At 71.1% G+C, this 20,079-nt stretch carries 17 protein-coding genes; 10 read left to right on the forward strand and 7 right to left on the reverse strand.

Translation table 11 applies throughout. The features are described from left to right. Window positions 1-3: 3 nt before the first annotated feature. A complete protein-coding gene (locus tag ACIBO2_RS25985) occupies window positions 4-1,389 on the reverse strand; it encodes an aminopeptidase P family protein (protein ID WP_397299971.1) in 1,386 nt (461 codons plus the stop codon). 148 nt (window positions 1,390-1,537) lie between these two features. Here ACIBO2_RS25985 and ACIBO2_RS25990 point away from each other — a divergent pair, with 148 nt between their 5' ends. From ACIBO2_RS25990 to ACIBO2_RS26005, 4 genes are all read left to right on the forward strand, one after another. After that, on the forward strand, window positions 1,538-1,966 hold the full coding sequence (locus ACIBO2_RS25990; protein WP_357639239.1) for a CBS domain-containing protein: 429 nt from the start codon (window positions 1,538-1,540) through the stop codon (window positions 1,964-1,966). Window positions 1,967-2,063: 97 nt separating this feature from the next. Next, complete coding sequence (locus ACIBO2_RS25995) at window positions 2,064-2,648, forward strand: hypothetical protein (RefSeq protein WP_397299974.1); 585 nt, start codon at window positions 2,064-2,066, stop codon at window positions 2,646-2,648. Between the two features lie 61 nt (window positions 2,649-2,709). Further along, a complete protein-coding gene (locus ACIBO2_RS26000) occupies window positions 2,710-3,555 on the forward strand; it encodes a cyclase family protein (protein WP_358555578.1) in 846 nt (281 codons plus the stop codon). Next, a complete protein-coding gene (locus ACIBO2_RS26005; protein ID WP_397299977.1) occupies window positions 3,552-5,354 on the forward strand; it encodes a thiamine pyrophosphate-binding protein in 1,803 nt (600 codons plus the stop codon). The genes ACIBO2_RS26000 and ACIBO2_RS26005 overlap by 4 nt, the downstream gene beginning before the upstream one ends. Before the next feature lie 6 nt (window positions 5,355-5,360). Here ACIBO2_RS26005 and ACIBO2_RS26010 read toward each other — a convergent pair whose 3' ends face one another. Genes ACIBO2_RS26010 through dhaK form a run of 3 tightly spaced genes read right to left on the reverse strand, consistent with a single transcriptional unit; the run spans window position 5,361 to window position 7,422 of the window. Beyond that, complete coding sequence (locus ACIBO2_RS26010; protein ID WP_358555663.1) at window positions 5,361-5,744, reverse strand: phosphoenolpyruvate--protein phosphotransferase; 384 nt, start codon at window positions 5,742-5,744, stop codon at window positions 5,361-5,363. Continuing rightward, the gene (gene dhaL / locus ACIBO2_RS26015) at window positions 5,744-6,442 is read right to left on the reverse strand and encodes a dihydroxyacetone kinase subunit DhaL (protein ID WP_358555572.1); all 699 of its coding nucleotides are present in this window, start codon (window positions 6,440-6,442) and stop codon (window positions 5,744-5,746) included. The genes ACIBO2_RS26010 and dhaL overlap by 1 nt, the downstream gene beginning before the upstream one ends. After that, window positions 6,442-7,422, reverse strand: a complete 981-nt coding sequence (gene dhaK / locus ACIBO2_RS26020) for a dihydroxyacetone kinase subunit DhaK (protein ID WP_358555660.1) — start codon at window positions 7,420-7,422, stop codon at window positions 6,442-6,444. Before dhaK ends, dhaL begins: the two co-directional genes overlap by 1 nt. 117 nt (window positions 7,423-7,539) lie before the next feature. Here dhaK and ACIBO2_RS26025 point away from each other — a divergent pair, with 117 nt between their 5' ends. Further along, complete coding sequence (locus ACIBO2_RS26025; RefSeq protein WP_358555569.1) at window positions 7,540-8,295, forward strand: lysophospholipid acyltransferase family protein; 756 nt, start codon at window positions 7,540-7,542, stop codon at window positions 8,293-8,295. A gap of 86 nt (window positions 8,296-8,381) precedes the next feature. Here ACIBO2_RS26025 and ACIBO2_RS26030 read toward each other — a convergent pair whose 3' ends face one another. Together ACIBO2_RS26030 and ACIBO2_RS26035 are read right to left on the reverse strand one after the other, a co-directional pair. Beyond that, window positions 8,382-9,188 (reverse strand): serine/threonine-protein kinase, encoded by an 807-nt coding sequence (locus ACIBO2_RS26030; protein ID WP_357945775.1) that lies wholly within the window; start codon window positions 9,186-9,188, stop codon window positions 8,382-8,384. Window positions 9,189-9,244: 56 nt separating this feature from the next. Then, window positions 9,245-10,495 carry an MFS transporter gene (locus ACIBO2_RS26035; RefSeq protein ID WP_358555566.1) on the reverse strand — a complete coding sequence of 417 codons (1,251 nt, stop codon included), beginning with the start codon at window positions 10,493-10,495 and terminating at the stop codon, window positions 9,245-9,247. Window positions 10,496-10,563: 68 nt separating this feature from the next. Between ACIBO2_RS26035 and ACIBO2_RS26040 the strand changes: the two genes are divergently transcribed. Continuing rightward, complete coding sequence (locus ACIBO2_RS26040; protein ID WP_358555563.1) at window positions 10,564-11,187, forward strand: helix-turn-helix domain-containing protein; 624 nt, start codon at window positions 10,564-10,566, stop codon at window positions 11,185-11,187. A gap of 328 nt (window positions 11,188-11,515) precedes the next feature. After that, a complete protein-coding gene (locus tag ACIBO2_RS26045) occupies window positions 11,516-12,409 on the forward strand; it encodes a siderophore-interacting protein (protein WP_397299982.1) in 894 nt (297 codons plus the stop codon). A gap of 95 nt (window positions 12,410-12,504) precedes the next feature. On the opposite strand, the gene ACIBO2_RS26050 is transcribed toward ACIBO2_RS26045, so the two are convergent. Then, the gene (locus ACIBO2_RS26050; protein ID WP_358555557.1) at window positions 12,505-14,217 is read right to left on the reverse strand and encodes a S8 family serine peptidase; all 1,713 of its coding nucleotides are present in this window, start codon (window positions 14,215-14,217) and stop codon (window positions 12,505-12,507) included. Between the two features lie 93 nt (window positions 14,218-14,310). On the opposite strand from ACIBO2_RS26050, the gene ACIBO2_RS26055 reads away from it, so the two are divergent. The 3 genes from ACIBO2_RS26055 (at window position 14,311) to ACIBO2_RS26065 (ending at window position 20,065) form a co-directional block, all read left to right on the forward strand. Beyond that, window positions 14,311-15,039, forward strand: a complete 729-nt coding sequence (locus ACIBO2_RS26055; RefSeq protein ID WP_358555554.1) for a tyrosine-protein phosphatase — start codon at window positions 14,311-14,313, stop codon at window positions 15,037-15,039. A 137-nt stretch (window positions 15,040-15,176) separates the two neighbouring features. Next, window positions 15,177-15,698: a snapalysin family zinc-dependent metalloprotease gene (locus ACIBO2_RS26060; RefSeq protein ID WP_358555551.1), complete on the forward strand. Its 522-nt coding sequence runs from the start codon at window positions 15,177-15,179 to the stop codon at window positions 15,696-15,698. Between the two features lie 167 nt (window positions 15,699-15,865). Further along, the gene (locus ACIBO2_RS26065; protein WP_397299987.1) at window positions 15,866-20,065 is read left to right on the forward strand and encodes a LamG-like jellyroll fold domain-containing protein; all 4,200 of its coding nucleotides are present in this window, start codon (window positions 15,866-15,868) and stop codon (window positions 20,063-20,065) included. The last annotated feature ends 14 nt before the right edge of the window (window positions 20,066-20,079 follow it).

The following is a 20,079-nucleotide window of genomic DNA, read 5'->3' on the forward strand; positions in this document are numbered from 1 at the left end:
GTTTCAGCTCAGCAGGTCGCCCATCCAGGATTCGACCTCGGCGGGGTGGCGCGGCAGGGCGGCCGACATCAGGCGCGCGCCGTCGGCGGTGATCACCAGGTCGTCCTCGATCCGGATGCCCAGCCCCCGGAACTCCGCCGGCAGGGTGAGATCGTCGGGCTGCAGGTACAGGCCCGGCTCGACGGTGAGCACCTGGCCCTCCTCCAGGACGCCGTCCAGGTAGACCTCCGAGCGCGCGCGGGCGCAGTCGTGCACGTCCAGACCGAGCATGTGGCCACTGCTGCAGAGCGTGTAGCGGCGGTACAGGCCCGACTCCATCAGCGCGTCCGGCGAGTCGCGCAGCAGGCCCCAGTCGTGCAGGCCCTCGCTGATGACCCGCATCGCCGCCAGGTGGAAGTCGCGGAAGCGGGCACCGGGCTTGAGCGCGGCGATCCCGGCCGTCTGCGCCTCGTACACCAGCTCGTACGCCTGCCGCTGCACGGGACTGAAAGGGCCGGACAGCGGCAGCGTGCGGGTGATGTCGGCCGTGTAGAGGGTGTCGGACTCGACACCCGCGTCCAGCAGCAGGAGTTCGTTCGGGTCGAGGCGGCCGTCGTTGCGGATCCAGTGCAGCACGCACGCGTGCGCGCCCGAGGCCACGATGCTGTCATAGCCGGCCGCGTTGCCCTCCAGGCGCGAACGGAGCCCGAACACGCCCTCCAGATAGCGCTCGCCCCGAGGGTGCCCGAGCGCGGCGGGCAGCGCGCGTACGACGTCTTCGAAGCCGCGCGCGGTGGCGTCGACCGCCGACTGCAGCTCGCCGATCTCCCACGCGTCCTTGATCAGCCGCATCTCCGACAGGAAGCTCTCGAACTCCGCGTCGCCGGGCAGCAGCGCGTCGACCGCCGCGTCCACGCCGCCCAGCACCCTGGCGGGCCCGGACAGCGACAGCTCGCGGATGTGGGCGCAGCCGATCTGATAGAGCTCGGCCGCCTCCTCCAGGTCGGGCCGCCGCCCCACCCAGAACTCCCCATAACGCCGGTCGCGGTAGAACTCCTCGCCGTCCTCGCGCGGCGAGCGCGGCCTGAGGTACAGCGTGGCCTCACCCGACGGCTCGATGACCAGCACGTCGCCCGGCTCGCCCGCGCCCGTCAGATAGGAGAACGCGCTGTGCGGCCGGAAGCGGTAGTCGCTGTCGTTGCTGCGCACCTTCAGCGTCCCCGACGGCACGACGAGCCGCTCACCGGGGAAGCGGGCGGCGAGCGCGGCGCGGCGCCTGGCCGCCCAGGGCGCGATCGGCAGCGCCGCCACGTCGGTGCGCCGGGTGTCGGCCCAGCCCGTCCGCATGAACGCGGTCAGCGCCGCGGTGACGGGCAGATCATGGCTGCCGGTATTGAGCGGCTCTGTCATCACGCATCCTGTTTCACAAGCTCCATGTACGGCATGCAGCCTACGGGAACGCTTGACGATGCCCCTACCTGCTTGCTTGCCTGAGAGGCACACGGGTGGAGCGCTTAGCCGGAGCCACCCGGGGTAACTGAGAGCCGAGGTGGTTCAGATGCTCATCGGGACAATCCTGCGCGGCAAGGGAAGCGCGGTGATGACCGTGGCTCCGGAAGCCACGGTCCGCGAACTCCTGACCAAGCTCGCCGAGCACAACATCGGCGCCGTCGTGGTCTCCGCCGACGGCGTGACGATCACGGGCATCGTGTCCGAGCGCGACGTGGTCCGCCGCCTGCACGACCGCGGCGCGGCCGTGCTCGACCAGCCCGTCTCCGCGATCATGACTTCGGAAGTACGCACGGTCGGCCCGCACGACAACGTCGACGAGCTGCGAAGGACCATGACCACACACCGGTTCCGGCACATGCCCGTCGTCGAGGACGGGCGGCTGGTCGGCATCGTGAGCATCGGTGACGTGGTCAAGAGCGCGATCGAGGAACTGGAGACGGAGAAGGCGTCGCTGGTCGACTACCTCCACCGTTGACACGGATGGGACGCTTGTCCCCGTGATGTACGGGCCTCCTCCCGAATACCCTCCGTCTCCGGAATATCCCCGGGCGACGAGCAGTCCGACCATCATCGTGCTCGTTTCCGGGCTGACCTGCTTACTCGGGTTCCTGCTCGGATACTTCACCGGGCTCGACTCGGGGGAGGCGACGGCCGCGCCCGCGGAGACGCCTCCGGTGACGATGACGATCGGCGACTCGACCCCGCCCGCGGACCAGGGGACGGACCCGTCGGCTCCGGCGGGCGCCCCCACGTCGGATCCGTCGGCCCCGGCGGGCGCGGTCACGTCGGCTCCGGTGGCCCCGCCCGGCACCGCCACGTCCGGTCCGGCCGCCTCCACCCCGGCGGGGACATCCGCGCCGTTGGGTACGGCCGCGCCGACGGGGGCGGCCGCTCCCGTGGGCTCGGCGGGGCCGCCGGGCGCCCTCGGCGGCATGCGGACGCTCATCGTGGGCGTGGACATCCAGCCCGGCACCTACCGTACGACGGGTCCCGCGACCGCCACGGACACGTGCTACTGGGCCCGGATGAAGAGCACGTCCGCCCAGCTCGGCGACGTGATCGCGGCGGACATGCCGAAGGGTCCCGCCACCGTGACGATCCTGGCCACCGACAAGGCGCTCCAGACGGGCGGCTGCGCCCCATGGACCAAGTCCTGACGTGCTTGGAGCCGGACAGGCCGATATAGGAGGATGCAGCCAGCCCATCAAGGAGGATGACATGTCGATCTTGCGGAGCCTGGTGGAGAGCCTGCGCGGTGGCGCCATCGAGGTGATCGATCTCACCTCGCCCCTGTCGCCGGAGACGCCGATCCTCCAGCTGCCCGAGCCGTTCGGCAACACGATCCCGTTCCGGCTGGAGGAGATCAGCCGCTACGACGACCGTGGCCCCGCCTGGTACTGGAACGACATCCACACGGGTGAGCACACCGGCACCCATTTCGACGCGCCGATCCACTGGGTGACCGGCCGCGAGGGTCAGGACGTCTCCCAGGTGCCCCCGTCCAGCCTGCTGGCGCCCGCCGTCGTGCTCGACCTGGCGTCGGAGGCGGAGAAGGACCCCGACTTCCTGCTCCAGATCGACCACGTCAAGGAGTGGGAGCGCGTCAACGGCCCGCTGCCCGACGGCGGCTGGCTCCTCTACCGCACCGGCTGGGACGCCAGGTCCGCCGACCAGGCCACCTTCCTGAACGCCGACGAGACCGGCCCGCACACCCCCGGCATCTCCGTCGAATGCGCGAACTGGCTGGCCGCCGAGACGCCCATCCTCGGGCTCGGCGTCGAGACGGTCGGCACCGACGCGGGCACCGCCCACTCCTTCGACCCGCCTTTCCCGTGCCACTCGTTCCTGCTGGGGGCGGGCAAGTACGGCCTGACCCAGCTGCGCAACCTCGACCGCCTGCCGGTGACCGGCGCCGTCGTCCTGGCCCCGCCGCTGCCGATCGTGGGCGGCTCTGGGAGCCCTGTGCGGGTATTGGCGCTGGTGGAGCGGAGGAGCTCGGAGGGAGAGAGCGAGGGACGAGCCAACGAGCTCCGAAGCGGCCGCGACCATAAGCTCGAGAGATGATCGTCGCCGAGGCCGTCGGGCGGGTGCTGGCCGAGGCCGGGGTCGACACCGCGTTCGGCGTGGTGGGCAGCGGCAACTTCCACGTCACCAACGCCCTCGTGGCGCACGGTGTACGCTTCGTCGCCGCCCGCCACGAGGGCGGCGCCACCACGATGGCCGACGCGTACGCCAGGATGAGCGGCAAGGTCGGGATCGTCTCCGTCCACCAAGGGCCCGGCCTGACCAATGCCGTGACGGGGATCGCCGAGGCGGCCAAGAGCCGTACCCCGCTGATCGTGCTCACCGGCGAGGCGACGGACGTACGGTCCAACTTCCACATCGACCAGGACGCGCTCGCGGCGTCGGTCGGCGCGGTGCCGCTCCGCGTCACCGAGGCCGGCCGGGCGGTCGAGGACACGCTGTCGGCCTACCGTACGGCGGCCCGCGACCGGCGCACGGTCGTGCTCAACCTGCCGCTCGACGTGCAGCAGGAGCTCGTCGAGTGGCGCGGCCTCATCGGCGAGCCGCACGGGACGCCGTCGGCCGTGGGGTCACTCTCGGCTGTGAAGTCGCCGGGAACGTTGTCGGACGCGGAGTCGCCCAGGACGCCGTCGGCCGCGGAGCTCGGCACGCTGGTCCGGCTGCTGGCGGAGGCGCGGCGGCCGGTGTTCGTCGCCGGGCGCGGCGCCAGGCACGCCAGGGCCGAGCTGGAGGAGCTGGCCGACGCCACGGGCGCGCTGCTGGCCACCTCCGCCGTCGCCAAGGGCCTGTTCCGGGGCAACCCCTGGGACCTGGACGTGAGCGGCGGTTTCGCCACTCCGCTCGCCGCCGAGCTGATCCGCGACGCCGACCTCATCGTGGCCTGGGGGTGCGCCCTCAACATGTGGACCACCCGCCACGGACGGTTGATCGGCGAGCACACCAAGCTCGTCCAGGTGGACCTCGACGAGAGCGCCCTGGGCGTCCACCGCCCGGTCACCCTCGGACTGGTCGGCGACACGGCCACCACGGCGCGCACGGTCCTCCACGCCCTCGCTTCGACGGGGGAAACTCTCGCTCAGGCCGGGGACGCTCGCGATCCGGCGAGGGACGCTCCCGCTACGACCGGAGACGCTCGCGGTCCGGTGGGGAACGCTCGCGGTTCGGCGGGGGATGCCGGGCGCGGGTATCAGTCGGTGGAGGTCGCCGCGCGGATCCGGGCCGAGGGCCGATGGCAGGCCATGCCCTACGACGACGAGGGCGGTGACGGGCTGATCGACCCCAGGACGCTCACAATCGGGCTCGACGACCTGCTGCCGGGGGAGCGGATCGTGGCGGTCGACTCCGGGAACTTCATGGGGTACCCGGCCATGTTCCTCGACGTGCCCGACGAGCGGGGGTTCTGCTTCACCCAGGCGTTCCAGTCGATCGGGCTCGGGCTGGCGACCGCGATCGGCGCCGCGCTAGCCCGACCCGACCGGCTGCCGGTGGCCGCGCTGGGCGACGGCGGGGCGCTCATGGGCATCGCCGAACTCGACACCGTCGTACGGCTCGGGCTGCCGATGGTGGTCGTGGTCTACGACGACGAGGCGTACGGCGCCGAGGTGCACCACTTCGGCCCGCACGGGCACCCGCTCGGCACGGTCAGGTTCCCGCCCGCCGACTTCGCCGCCATCGCCACCGGCTACGGTTTCGCGGCCGTCACGGTCACCGGGCCCGGCGACCTGGCCGGGGTGGCCGAGTGGCTGAAAGGCCCCAGAGACCGGCCGCTGCTGGTCCATGCGAAGGTCGCCGGGAAGCGCGGCTCGTGGTGGCTGGAGGAGGCGTTCAAGGGCCACTGAGCCGACTCAGGAGTCGCTGAGCTTGCGGATGGTGCGGGCCTCCTCGGCGGCCGTGAGAACGGCCGCCAGGGGCGCGCCCGCACCCGCCGTGACGGCCGCCGCGATGGCCCCCTCCACGAACGGCACGTCGGCCACCACCACCCGGCCGGGCTCCGCCAGCAGCTGGGCCGTCAGCACCGAGCTGCCCAGGTCGGGTACGAGCACCACGCCGTCGCCCTGGTCGACCGCCGTGAGCGCCCGCTCGATCAGGTCGAGGCTCGTGCCCACCCCGCCGTCCTCGGTGCCGCCCGCCGCCGCCACCAGCGCGCCCGTACCGGCGATGCCGCGGACGAGCGCGGCCGCCTCCGCCGCCAGCCCGGCGCTGTGGGCCACCAGTACGATGCCCACCATCACGGGCTCACGGTGACCAGGCAGGCGACGATGAGCGCCGACGACGCCGCCCCCGGATCCTCGTGCCCGACGCTGCGCTCGCCCAGGTAACTGGCCCTGCCCTTACGGGCAAGCATCGGGATCGTGGCCCGCGCCCCCTCCTCGGCCGCGCGCGCCGCCAGCTCGAACGCCTCCCGAACCCCCACCCCATCCCGTACGGCCAGCGCCAGGGCCAGCGACGCCGGAGCCAGCGCGTCCACCATGGTCTTGTCACCCGGAGCCGCCTTGCCCAGCCGCTCGACCGCGACCACCCCCGCCTCGAACGCCGCCGCGAACCCGGCCTGCGTCACCGGTGCCTCCATCGCCTTGCCCATGGCCCGGAACGCCGACCCGTACAGCGGCCCGGAAGCACCCCCGACGCGGCGGATCAGCGTCGTGCCCGCGGACACCAGCACCTGCCCCGGCGCGGTCGGCGGGGAGTCGGCCAGCGCCTTGAGGATCTCGGTGAAGCCGCGGTCGAGGTTCGCGCCGTGGTCGGCGTCGCCGATCGCCGCGTCCAGGGCCGTCAGCCGCTCGCGATGCACCCGGACCTGCTCGGCCACCTCCTCCATCCAGGCGACGAAGAAGGCCGTGGTCAACATGCCGGGGTCCATGAAACCGCCGTCCGTCCCAGGGTCCATGGAGGACCCGCCCGTCTCGGGGTCCGTGGGGGCGCCCATCAGCGTCCCCAGCGCAGCCCCGGCGTCTCGACCGGCGCGTCCCACAGACGCGTCAACGTGTCGTCGAGCCGGCAGATCGTCACGGAGAAGCCCTGCATGTCCAGACTCGTCACGTAGTTGCCCACCAGCGACCGCGCCACCCGCGCCCCTTTGCCGCGGATGATGGCCGCCACCTCGGCGAACGCCACGTACAGCTCCATCAGGGGGGTGCCGCCCATGCCGTTCAGCAGGACGAGCAGGTCGCCCTCCAGCGGCAGGTCGCGGTGTATGGCGTCCATGGCGATCTCGGTCAGCTCGCGGGCCGAGGCCATCGGCGCCCGAATCCTGCCGGGCTCGCCGTGGATGCCGATGCCCAGCTCCACCTGCGTGTCGGGCAGGTCGAACGTCGGCTTGCCCGCCGCGGGCGTCGTACAGGAGGTGAGCGCGATGCCGAAGGAGCGGCTGCGCGCGTTCACCTCGCCCGCCACGCTCGCCACCTGCGCCAGCGGCGCGCCCTCCTCGGCCAGCGCTCCGGCGATCTTCTCCACGAACAGCGTCGCGCCGGTGCCCCGGCGGCCCGCCGTGTAGAGGGAGTCCTGGACGGCCACGTCGTCGTCGACGAGCACCCCGGCGACCTGTACGTCCTCGCACAGCTCGGCGGCCATCTCGAAGTTGAGCACGTCGCCGGTGTAGTTCTTGACGATGTGCAGCACGCCCGCGCCGCCGTCGACGGCCGTGGTCGCCTCGACGATCTGGTCGGGCACGGGCGAGGTGAAGACCTCTCCGGGGCAGGCGGCGTCGAGCATGCCGTAGCCGACGAAGCCGGCGTGCAGCGGCTCGTGCCCCGAGCCACCGCCGGAAACCAAGCCGACCTTGCCCGCCCGCGGCCCCGACGCGCGGTAGACCACCCGGTCGCGGATCCGCAGCGACGGGTGGGCGGCCGCCATCCCGGCCAAGGCGTCGTCAACCGCGGATTCGGCCGAGTTGATGAGCTTCTTCATGATGAGAGACATCTGCCCGTTTCCCGGGCAGGACAAGCGTCTTTGCGGAACTCGGCCACAGCTTCTACGACCCTGCCGACTACCGTCCGACCGGGGTGAATAGGCTACCTTCTGGTCATGGCTGAGATCGTGTACCCGCCGGTGATCGCCACCGCGCGGACCCTCTTTCGCGTGCTCGACTACCGCTTCCACATAGAGGGGACCGAGCATATCCCGCGCACCGGAGGCGCGGTGCTGGTCAGCAACCACATCAGCTATCTCGACTTCATCTTCGCCGGGTTCGGGGCGGTGCCCGCCAAGCGGCTGGTGCGGTTCATGGCCAAGCAGGACGTGTTCGAGAACCGCATCTCGGGGCCGCTGATGCGCGGCATGCACCACATCCCGGTCGACCGGGGCGCGGGCGCGGGGTCGTACGCGACGGCGCTGCGCATGCTGAAGGCGGGAGAGGTGGTCGGCGTCTTCGCCGAGGCGACGATCAGCCGGTCGTTCACGGTCAAGGAGATCAAGAACGGCGCCATCCGCATGGCTCAGGCGACCAAGGTCCCGGTCATCCCGATGGCGTTGTGGGGGAGTCAGCGGATCTGGACCAAGGGCCGGTCCAAGCAGCTCACGCTGCGGCACGTACCCATCACGATCCTGATCGGGGAGCCCATCCACCCCAAGCGCGGCGAGAACGTCGACCAGCACGTCGCCGACCTGCACGCGCGGATGTCGGAGCTGGTGGACCGGGCCCAGCGCACCTACCCGGAGATCCCGCCGGGCGTGTGGTGGCAGCCCCAGCACCTCGGCGGCACGGCTCCCACGCCGGAGGAGGCCGCCGCCATGGACGCCGCCGAGGCGGAGGCCCGCGCCAAGCGCGGCGAAGAGGACTAACGGAACGACCGGTCAGCCGGTCGCGGGGGAGTAGCGGGCCGGTCGGGCCGCCGGGGCCGGTCGGCCGACGGCGGCTCAGCGGCTGGTCAGATCGCCGCGGGGTAGCTGCTGGCGCGCATGCCGGCCAATAAGCCGGCGGTCTGCTCGGGCGTGAAGCGGCGTACCGGGTCGTGGTGGAGCAGGCCCTCGATGAGGGGCCGCATCACCCCGGCCCGGCGCGGCGGCGGGTAGCCGCCGCTCCTGGCCATGCCGAGCACCGTGGCCGCGTCCTGCCCGGGGTAGGGCGGCTGGCCCTCGATGGCGCTGTAGAGCGTGGCACCGAACGACCACATGTCGGCCTCCTTGCTGGCCGGGCCGCCATGCAGCCGCTCGGGGGCCATGAACGCGGGCGTGCCGCGCAGCCGCCGGGACGTGGTCATCCGGATGTCGCCCTCGACCGTGGCGATGCCGAAGTCGGTCAGCACCACGCGGTCGCCGGTCAGCATCACGTTGGCCGGCTTCACGTCGCGGTGCAGCACCCCTGCCTGGTGGGCGGTGCGCAGCGCGGCCAGCAGGTGCTGGCCGATCGCCGCCACCGACTGCGCGGGCAGCGTCCCCACCTGGGAGAGCAGCTGGTGCAGTGAGAGGCCGTCGAGGTACTCCATCACGATCCAGAGCTTGCCGCCCTCTTCGATGAGGTCGTGGACCGTGACGATGTTCGGGTGGGTGAGCCCAGCGGCCATCCGCGCTTCACGGAGGACCCGGCGGCGGACCATCTCGGCCTCACCGCTGAGGGTCAGCTCCTTGAGCGCCACCTCCCGGTGGAGAAGCTGGTCGAAAGCCCGCCAGACGACTCCCATACCTCCACGACCGGCCTCCTCGTTAAGGAGGTACCGTCCGCCGATCTCCCGCATGCCATCCCCTCATTGCTCGGGGTAATCATGTCATCTCGAGGTAGGCCAAAGTGTGACTAACGTGATCTGAATGTGTCGGGAACGGAAGGTGTGCTGGTCAAAGGGTGGGAAATTCGATCGTGTAAGGCGCGCCACACGAGCCCCACACCCACCAAACAGACGCCCGTGGCGCCGAGAAGCACGGCGGTCAGCCCGGCGAGTTCGGCCACCACCCCGCCGAGCGCGGCCCCTACCGGCATCCCGCCCATGCCGATCAGCCGGTAGGCGGAGTTGACCCGGCCGAGCAGTTCGGGCGGGATCAGCCGCTGTCGCGTGGAGATGACCAGCACGTTCGCGACGGCCCCCACGACGCCCCACACCACGGAGGTCGGATACAGCAGCCAGGCGACGGGCCACACCACCGGCACGAGGTACAGCAGGGCGCTCACCAACCAGGCGCCGACCAGCGTCCGGCCCTCTCCGAACAGCCCGGATACCCGCTCCGAGACCAGCGATCCGGCCACCGCGCCGACGGCCATCGCGGTCATCATCAGGCCGTACCCGCTGGGGGACAGCCCGATCCGCGACCCGTCGCCGACGGCCCACAGCACGAACACCCCGAAGTAGGCGGCGCTGGCGAAGTTCAGCAGGCCGGCCGAGACGGCCAGCGTGCGCAGGAACCGCTGGGACCACAGATAGCGCTGGGCGGCCAGGATGTCGCGCAGCAGCGAGCGCCTGGGGCCCGCTGTGGCGGCCGTTCCGTAGGAGCCCCTCATGCCCAGCAGGAGCAGGCCCGCCGCGCCGTACAGGAGGGCTGGAGCGCCGAAGACGGCGGTGGGCAGCAGCGTGACCAGAAGGCCCGCGATCGGCGCGCCGGCGAACTCGTTGCCGATCATCTGGGCGCTCTGTACCCGCCCGTTCGCCGCCGTGATGCGCTCCGGCGGCACCGCCATCGGCAGCACCGACTGGGCCGAGGTGTCGGCGAAGACTTCGGCCACGCCCGCGATCAGTACGGCGGCCAGCACGACCCACAGATTCACCAGCCCGAGCAGCCCGAGCGCGGCCGTCGCCGCGAGCACGGCGGAACGGGCGAGGTTGGCCAGCACCATGATCCGCCTGCGGTCGAGCCGGTCGGCGATCGCGCCCGCGTGCAGGGCGAACAATAGCCACGGCAGCGTGGCGGCGGCGCCGGTCAGCGAAACCAGCGTGGGGGAGCGGGTCATCGACACGGCCAGGAGGGGCGCGCCCACCTTGAGCACCCCGTCGGCCAGGTTGGAGAGGGCGGTCGACGACAGGAGGAAGCCGAACGATCGGCCGAGACGTGGCATGGCTCACTCCGCTAATGTGTAAGGAAAACTATGCACAGATTTCTTTGCAAAGATAGGTGTGCACAGCCATGGAGAGCAAGCACTATTCGGCCAGGGCGCTCGACGCGAACGCGCTGAAGTCGTTCGCGCACCCGCTGCGACTGCGCATCTACGAACTGCTCGACGAACACGGCCCCTCGACGGCCACCCGGCTGGCCGGACTGCTCGGTCAGAACACCGGGGCGACCAGCTACCACCTGCGTGAGCTGGCCCGGCACGGCATGATCGAGACGGTGCCCGAGCTGGGCAAGGGCAAGGAGAAGTACTGGCGGATCGTGCCGGGTGGCTTCTCCTACGGCGATCCCTCGACCGACCCGTCGGCCGACGCCGAGACGGTTGACGCGTTCGCCCGGCTGCTCGACGACCTCATTCGGCAGCGTGGTGCCGAGCTGGCGCGCTGGCGGGAGGAGGAGGCGACGACTCCCGAGGAGTGGGTGCGGGCGAGCGGGTTCGGGCGGCGGTCGATGCGGCTCACCGCGGCCGAGACGACGCGGATGCGCGAGGAGGTGTTCGAGGTTCTGGAGAGGTACCGCGCCGTGGCGGACCGCCGGGACCTCGAGTCCCCGGGCGCTCCGGATCCGGCGACCGGCCGCGTGGTGGTCCACTTCGACGTGCTGCCGGTGGGGGTCAAACATGCGATCAAAGACGTCTAGGGATCGTCTAGGGATCAAGGACGCCTAGGGATATCCCTAGGCCGAGCCCTGTCGCGACGCCGCCGCTCGCCGCCTAATGTCCTGCATCAAGCTCCCGTCCCCCGTCCGCATGCCGGGCGCGGCGCCGCCGACGGAGCGGGCGATGCTCGGCGGCGCCGCCGCCCTCGTCATGTCGCTGACCTCCGAGTCCGCCGGACATAGGGCTCGGAATGGCAGGCGCCCCCGTCCCGGGCTGGAGGGACGGGGGCGTTTGCCGTGCCCGGACGGGACTGGTCGATCAATATGAGTTAGGTTAGCCTCACCTTAAAGGATCGAGGTGGAGCTGACGATGATCGAGCCCTTTCGCATGTTCGATGTACGCGTGAACCGGTTAGCACGCCTGAGCCCGACGTTCCTGCGCGTGACGTTCGAAGGGGAGGACCTGCGCCACTTCGCGGACAACGGGTTCGACCAGCGGATCAAGCTCATCCTGCCGGTCGACGGGCACGGGCTGGAGCACCTGCCCAGCGGCCCCGACTGGTTCCCGCGCTGGCGCGGCCTGCCCGACGCGCTGCGCAACCCGCTCCGTACCTACACCGCCCGCCTGGTACGCCCCGAGGCCCGCGAGGTGGACGTGGACGTGGTCATGCACGATCACGGCGACGGCCCGGTGGCCCGCTGGGCGGCCGATGTGCGGCCAGGGGCCGTCGCGGTGCTGCTCGGCCCCGACGCCCGGCACGACGGGCCGCACGGCGGCCTGGAGTTCCACCCGCCGGCGGGCACCGGGGCGGTGCTGATCGCCGGCGACGAGACCGCGGTCCCCGCGATCTGCTCCATCCTCGAACGGCTGCCGGCCGGCTACGAGGGCGAGGCGCTCATGGAGGTCCCCAGCGCGGACGACTTCCTGCCCGTCGAGACGGCGAGCGGTGTGAAGGTCACCTGGCTGGCCCGCGCCGACGAGGAGCGCGGCGCCCTGCTGGTGCCCGCCGTCAGGGCCGCCGCCGACCGGCTGCTCCCGCCGCTGCCCACCCCGGACTCCTTCCAGGACATCGATGTAGATGTGGAGGAGCTGTGGGAGGTGCCCGAGGAGGCGCCGTACGGCCCGCTGCACGCCTGGCTGGCCGGCGAGGCGGCCGTGATCAAGTCGCTCAGGCGGCACCTGGTCGCCGAGCGGGGGATGGACAAGCGGGCCGTGGCCTTCATGGGTTACTGGCGGCTGGGCCGCGCCGAGCACAACGAATAAGGGAGTCCCCAGTAGTGCCCGTCGCCACCACCGTTCGACTCCGCGGACGCGGTGCGCGTTCGCTTTCGAGAACGCGCACCGGTCATGCCGTGGGGCTATCGGGCCGCGTTCAGCGCGTCGACGATGCCCGAACCGTAGAAGCCGTTACGCGACCTGCCGCCCTCGCAGGTGTGCGTGGCCGTCGTCGTCGTACCGTCCGGCAGGATGCGGGTGTAGGTGAACGCCCGCGGCTCCGGGCACGGGGTCTTGGTGGCGGTCGCCTTCAGCGCCGCCTCCACCGCGTCCGGGTTCATGGTCAGGCCGCCGTGAGCGCGGTCGCGGTGGCCGAACCGGCTGACGATCAGCGCCGCCACGCCCGCGGCCCGCGGCGAGGCCATCGAGGTGCCCTGGAGGTAGGTGTAGTACCCGCAGACCGAGCCGCGGCAGTCGCGCACCACGGACGGAGTGTTCGGCGTGCCATCGGGGTTGAGCTGCCCGTTCTCCTCGGCCAGCGACTTCGGATAGGCGGCCAGCGTCGCTCTGGTCACGTCACGCGTGTTGGCCGGGTCGTCGTAGGCGTCGCCGCCGGGCGAGGCCACGTCCACGTAGCCGTTGCCGTAGTCGGAGTAGTACGCCTTGCGCTTGCTGATGCCGGTGGACGAGACCGCGATCACGTGGTTGCCCTCGCTGGGCATGGACACGCAGCTCGGCGGGATCGTCCGGTCGTACGGCGCCTCGCCGGGCACGCTGGCGAAGTCGGGGCTGGAGCCGTCGACGAGCTCCTTGGTGTAGTCGGTGCCGCCGTTGCCCGCCGCGGACACCAGCGTCACGCCCCTGTCGTGGGCGTAGTTCAGCGCCCGCTGGGTCGCCTTGATGATGGTGGCCTGCTCCACACGGTCGGCGGGGGAGTCGGCCGGGTTGTCCACGCAGTTGAACAGCCACGGGTCGATGTAGTAGCTCATGTTGACCACGTCGATGCCGTGGTCGCCCGCGTATGTCAGCGCGTCCACGCTCGGCTGCAGGAAGAAGAAGCCGGAGTCCTGGCCGACCCGGAGGTTGACGATGGACACCTTGGGCGCCACACCGGACACGCCGAGCCGGTTGATGGGCGAGGCGATGGAGGAGGCCACGTGCGTGCCGTGCTCGTTCTCGTCCACGTCCGCGGGGTCGGTGCAGGAGTGGTCCGGCTCGGCCTCGCAGGGCCCGTCGACCGGATCGCCGTTGGCGTCGACCGGGATGTCGACCGTGAAGTTACGGCTCAGAGCCCGATTGAAGTTGGGTGCTATATCCGGATGCGAGGCGTCCACGCCGGTGTCCAGGATGCCGACCAGCACCCCTGGATTGCCCTGCTCGTAGCGATAGGAGCCGCTGGCCGTGGCGTGGATCTGCTTCATGTCCCACTGCAGTTCCGACAGCGGCTCGGCCGTCGGGCCCGGCTTGCCGAAGGTGGTGGCGGCGGGGGCGCCGTCAGCGGCCTTCTCCACGGCGTCGCCGGCCTTGCGCGCCTTGGCGGCGCTGCGGGCGGCGGACGGGACCGTTCCGATGGAGCGGTTGTGCGCCACGCCCTCGATCGAGGCGTTCGCGGCGACGGCGCCGGCGAAGCCCGTGTTGGTGGTGGAGACGGTGGCCACGCCGACCGCGGTGTTCTCCTTGACCACTGTGCCGCCGGCCGCCTGGACGGCCTTGCGGGCGACGTCCGGCTGCACCCCTTCCTTGTATAAGACGATGTATTCGGTTGCCGAGGCGGTAGAGGTCCGGACTGCCTGGGCGGGGCTGACCATAGCGGTAGCCACGAGGGTGCAGGCGGCCAGGACGATGACACGCTTCACGCGTACCTCCGGGCGTAGTTGGATATGTCCACCAATCTGGGCATGTTTCCCGGCTACGTCCATAGGTCCCGCCTACCTCATAAGGTGTGCTCGATGAGGCATATCGCGTTCGACCGGCTGCACAACTTCCGGGACCTGGGCGGTTACCGCACCCGCGACGGTCGTACGGTGCGCTGGAGGCGCCTGTACCGTTCCGATTCTCTGGCCAAGCTCCAGGGGGAGGACTGGCGGCGCTTTCTCGACCTGGGCGTGCGCACGGTCATCGACCTGCGCTACCCGTGGGAGATAGCCGCCAGGGGCCGCGTACCGGACAGCGACGGCCTGGTCTACCACAACCTCAGCATCGAGCATCGGCCCTACGACCAGGCCGAGCTGGGCGCGGACATTGACACCGCCCGCTTCCTCGCCGACCGGTACGCCGAGGTCGCGCTGGACGGCGTCGAGGAGCTGGGGCAGGCACTGAAGGTGATCGCCGCCGAGGAGAGCGCTCCGCTCGTCATGCACTGCGCCTCGGGCAAGGACCGTACCGGGCTGCTGGCCGCGCTGGTGCTGTCCCTGCTGGGGGTGGACGAGGAGACGATCGTGGAGGACTTCGCGCTCACCGAACTGGCCACCGAACGGCTGGTCGCCGACTGGCGGGCGGCCTATCCGGACCGGACGCTGAAGTGGCCGGGCTACGGCCGCGCGCCGGGCGAGGTCATGCGGCTCTGCCTGGCGGACCTGGCGGCCGGCCATGGCTCCGTACGGGACTACGCGGCCGACAGGTTGGGCGTCGACGCCGAGCTGATCGCGGTGTTGCGCGAACGCTACCTGAGCCCGTGACAAGCGCCGGGCCCTCGGCGCAGGCCATCAGCCGCTTGCATGGCTCCTCCATACCACCGCAATAGGGGCAAACTGGCTTATCCCCGGACCGCGTCGGCGCGCCTACCGTGACAGCACCCACTGTCCGAGGAGACCCGATGCACAAACCCCTGCGTCTCGCGCTCTCTCTCATCCTCACCGTCGCGTTCTTACTGGCCGCCTCCCCCGCACAGGCCGCGCCCCTGCTCAGGACCCTCCGGTACGACGCCGGTCGCGCGGCCGAGTTCCGCGGCGCGGTCGATCAGGCCGCGCAGATCTGGAACTCCAGTGTCACGAACGTCCGCCTCGTCGCAGGCACCCCCGCCGACTTCGTCGTCGTCGCCGATAACGGCTGGCCCCGCACCCTGCCCACGAGCCTGGGCCGGGGCACCATCTGGATGGGCAGGGAGGCCACCTCACAGGGCTACAACCCCGTGCGCATCGCGGCCCACGAGATCGGCCACATCTTAGGCCTGCCCGACCGGCGCACCGGCCTCTGCTCCGACCTGATGTCCGGCTCCAGCGCTCCGGTGAGCTGCACGAACGCGAATCCGAGCGCGGCCGAACGGGCCCAGGTCGACCGTAACTTCGCCGGCGCTACCCCGGAGGTCGAGTTCGGCCGGGTGCTCGTGGACCGCTGAACCGGTCAACGGTCACCGATCCGACCTGACCGAGTAGAGCGACAACACCGGGTCAACACGGTATCTACACGATCTGAACGGGCTTACTACCGGCCACCGCCACTCTTGATCTCGGCCGCCAGAAGAGTCTGGCGGCCGACGTCGACGGAGCCGGTGGGAGCGCGGTGTTGAGAACTCGTTGGACCCTGACCGCGGTGTCAGCGATGGCGGCCATGACCCTGTCATGCCTCGCCGTCCCGTCCTGGGGTGCGGCCCCCGGACGGGGAGCGCGGGCCGCCGGTCCTGAGCCCCAGGTGACCGAGGCCGAAGCGGCGCGGACTGCCAGGAAGTCGGGGCAGCCGGTGGAGGTCCTCGGCCTGCGCGGCGAGAGACGTGAGGTGCGGGCGCAACCACAGGGCGGGTTCGTCGCGGTCGAGCACCTGAAACCGGTCCGTACCTTGAAGGACGGCACGTGGGTCGACATCGACACCAACCTGCGGAGGGATCCCGACGGGTCCATCCGGCCCGCGGCCACCACTGTCGATCTGCGGCTGTCCGGCGGCGGCGACGCGCCCATGCTGTCGATGACCCGAGCGGGCCGCCGGATGTCGCTGTCGTGGCCCGGCCGCCTGCCCGCACCCGAACTCGACGGTGACACCGCGGTGTACCGGGGCGTGTTCGGGCCCGACGTCGACCTGCGGGTCCGGGCCACTGCCGACGGCGCGTCCCATGTGCTGGTGGTGAAGACGCCGGAAGCGGCGCGCGATCCCCGGCTGGCCAAGCTCCAGTTCGGGTTGTCGGCGCCGGACCTGCGGATGGCGGCGGACACGCGAGGCGACCAATCGGCACTCGACCCGGTGACGGGCGCCGAGGTGTTCAGGGCGCCGCCGCCGAAGATGTGGGACTCGAGCGAGCCCGCCGGGGCATTGGCCGCCTCGGCCACGCCCGGGAACGGAGGGCTGCGCAGGCCGTCGGCGGCGGCGCCGGGGGACACCTCACGCGTCGCGGTGATGAAGACGAGCGCTGACGCCGGGCGCATGACGCTCGAGCCGGACCAGGGGTTGCTCACCTCCCCGGACGCCAAGTTCCCGATCTACATCGACCCCATGTGGTACGCGCCCGACCAGTCCGCCAACCTCATGGTCTCCAGCGGAGGCTGGGAGGACTACACCTTCACCGAAGAGGGCATGGGGCGCTGCCCCATCAGCCTGCCCCCGGCCGGCGCCTACTGCGGCAGCTCGCACGTCAAGCGGCTGTTCTACCGGATGCCGACCAGCCGTTTGGCGGGCAAGCAGATCCTGTCCGCGGAGTTCTCGGTCAAGGAGACCTGGGCGCCGTCGTGCGACGGGCGATCGGTGCACATCTATCGGACCACCGCGTTCGGCAAGAACTCGACCTGGAATTCGACCTCCGACAACTGGGCGGACTACCTCACCTACCGGGACGTCGCCAAGGGCCATTCGAGCAGCTGCCCGGCGGGCGACGTGGTCTTCAACGTGGAGTCGGCCGTCAAGGAGGCCGCGAAGAAGGGCTGGTCGAGTACGACGTTCGGCCTGCGGGCCGGGCACGAGGACGACGAGTACGGCTGGAAGCGGTTCGACGGAGACGCGACTCTGCGCGTGTACTACAACAGCACCCCGCCACAGCCGCAGATGAAACAACTGCACTCCAGCCCCGGCGGCCCCTGCCCGGCCTACGGCCACACCACGCCGGTGAACCGGCTGCCGATGCTGTACGCCGACAACCTCACCGACCCCGACAACAGCGGCGCCGAGGGGGAGAAGCTCAACGCCGAGTTCCTGGTGTCGTGGAAGGACACCTCCGGCACCGAGCACCAGTGGCGCACCACCAGCCCCAAGAAGCAGTCGGCCAAGGGCTCGCACCGTTCGTCGTTCTCGGCGCAGGTGCCTTCGGGCCTGATCCCGGTGAACACGGACTTCAACTACCAGGTGCGCGCCTACGACGGCGTGGCGTGGAGCCCGTGGAGCTCGGGCGGCGCCGCCACCAGCTGCTACCTGCGCTACGACCCCACAGCGCCCCGCACCCCCGTGGTCGGCTCGCCCGAGTACCCGGAGCTGAACCCCGACGACCCGGACGTGAGCGCGCGCGACGGCGTCGGCCGCTACGGGTCGTTCACGATCACCTTCGATCCCGAGGTGACCAAGTACGCCTACGCGCTCAACACCACCCCAGCCCCCGCCTCGGCGCTCACCCGCGCCGCCAATCCGCAGACGGTCAAGGTGGTCCCGACGCACCCCGGCGTCAACAGCCTGTACATCACCGTGTGGGACGCGGCGGGGAACTTCTCGGTCGGCGACTACCGGTTCTGGGTGAGCGAGGGCGCCCCGGAGAAGACACGATGGAAACTGGACGAACCCGCCGGCTCCACCACGCTCACAGGTGAGACCCCGGGGATCGCGGCCCGGTCCGGCGCCGGGGCCACCCTCGGCGCGGAGGGCAAGGCCGGCAACGGACTCAGCCTCGACGGCTACGCCGGTGGCTACGCCGCCACCGACCTCGCCGTCGCCGACACCGCGCAGAGCTTCACCGTCTCGGCATGGGTCCGGCTGCGCAAGAACGACGCCTTCTACAACGTTCTGGCGCAGGACGCGTCCGTCCAGAGCGGTTTCCAGCTCGGCGTGAATCCCGCCCCCGGTTCATGGGTGTTCAAGACCCCGGCGAACGACGTGAAGGGCGCAAGCGGTCCGTGGACGGGGGCGATCGCGCCCACGCCGCCGGAGCTGAACGTCTGGACCCACCTGACCGGCGTGTACGACGCGCCCGCCAAGATGCTCCGCCTGTACGTCAACGGCACCAAGGCGGCCGAGACCCCGGTCACCTCCGTACTCGATGCCAGGGGCGCGTTCCAGATCGGGCGCAGCCTGTACGACGGCGGGTACGCGAACAACTGGCCGGGCGACGTCGACGAGGTCGAGGTGTTCGCCGAGGCCCTGTCCGACGCCGACGCGGCGGATCTGGCCGCCGGTTCCACACCGGAAGGCCGGAAGCTTGCGGCGCACTGGCGGCTCGAGGAGCCGGCCGGCAACGAGCGGGTCTACGGCGAGGGTGGCGGCCCTCTGCCCGCCACCGCGCAGGGCAGCGCCACTCTCGCGGTCCCCGGCCAGATCGGCACGGCCATGCAGCTCACCGGCCCCGCCGCGTACGCCTCCACCGCCCGCCCGGTGCTGAACACGACCGGGAACTTCGCCGTCGCCGCCTGGGTGAAGCTGCCGACCACCGCCGCCACGGACATGACGATCGTCAGCCAGGACGGCGCCAACCAGAGCGGCTTCTACCTCAAGTACCGGGCCGCCAACAAGAAGTGGGCGTTCATGCGGACGGCCGCCGACATCACGGCTCCGACGACGCTCACCGCGTATTCGGCCGCCACGGCGGCGCTCGGCCAGTGGACTCATCTGGTCGGGGTCCAGGACGTCGTGGCCGGGAAACTCCGGATCTACGTCAACGGCGTCGAGAGCGGCTCCAACGACCTTTCACCGGTGTGGCAGGCCGCAGGCGGGCTGCAGATCGGCCGGTCCAAGTGGAACGGGGCAGCGGTCGACTATGTGACGGGCGCGATCGACGACGTGCGGGTCTACGACCGGATCGTCTCGGTCGAGGAGGCGCAGGACCTGTTCGCCGTCAAGTCCGACATTTTCGGCCGCTGGCGGCTCAACACCGCGACCGGCACCCCGGCGACCAGCCCCGACTCCGCGCCGGTGGCCGTCAAGCACCCGGTGACGCTGGCCGGCGCCGCGAAGATCACCACCGATCCCGCCCTGGCCGTCGTGACTCCGCCCGACGGCCAGGTGGCCGGGGCGCTCGACCTTCCCGGCGGCGACGGGGACTACGCCGCGGCCGACGGGGCGGTGGTGGACAGCGCCGAGAGCTTCACGGTGTCGGCGTGGGTGCAGACGGCGGGCACTCCCACCAGGTCCATGACCGTGCTCGGCCTCGCCGGCGCCACCAACAGCGCCGTGGCGGTGCGCTACGACGCGGCCAAGGGCCGCTACGTCCTGGACGTACCCAGCGTGGACGGTGCGGGCGCGACCACCGCGACGGTGGAGCACTCCAGCTTCCACCAGGGCGGCTTCGGCGACTGGGACCACCTGGCGGTCGTCTACGACGGCTTCAACAGCCGGATCACGCTGTACGTCAACGGCGTGCGGGAGGACGCCGCCGAGGCCCCGACGGTGTCGTACCGCGAGAACACCCGGGTCTTCGCGCCCATCACCTCAGTGCAACTCGGGCGGGCCAGAACCGGCGGCGCCTATCCACCGGGCCAGAACTGGCGCGGCCAGTTGGACGACGTCTGGGTGCTGCGCGGCGCGGCCACCGAGGAAGAGGTCGCCTACCTGGCCAACCCGACCGAGATCGACGAGCTCTAGCCGTGGAGGAAGTT

The organism is Nonomuraea sp. NPDC050022, from assembly GCF_044460705.1.
GTDB lineage: Bacteria > Actinomycetota > Actinomycetes > Streptosporangiales > Streptosporangiaceae > Nonomuraea.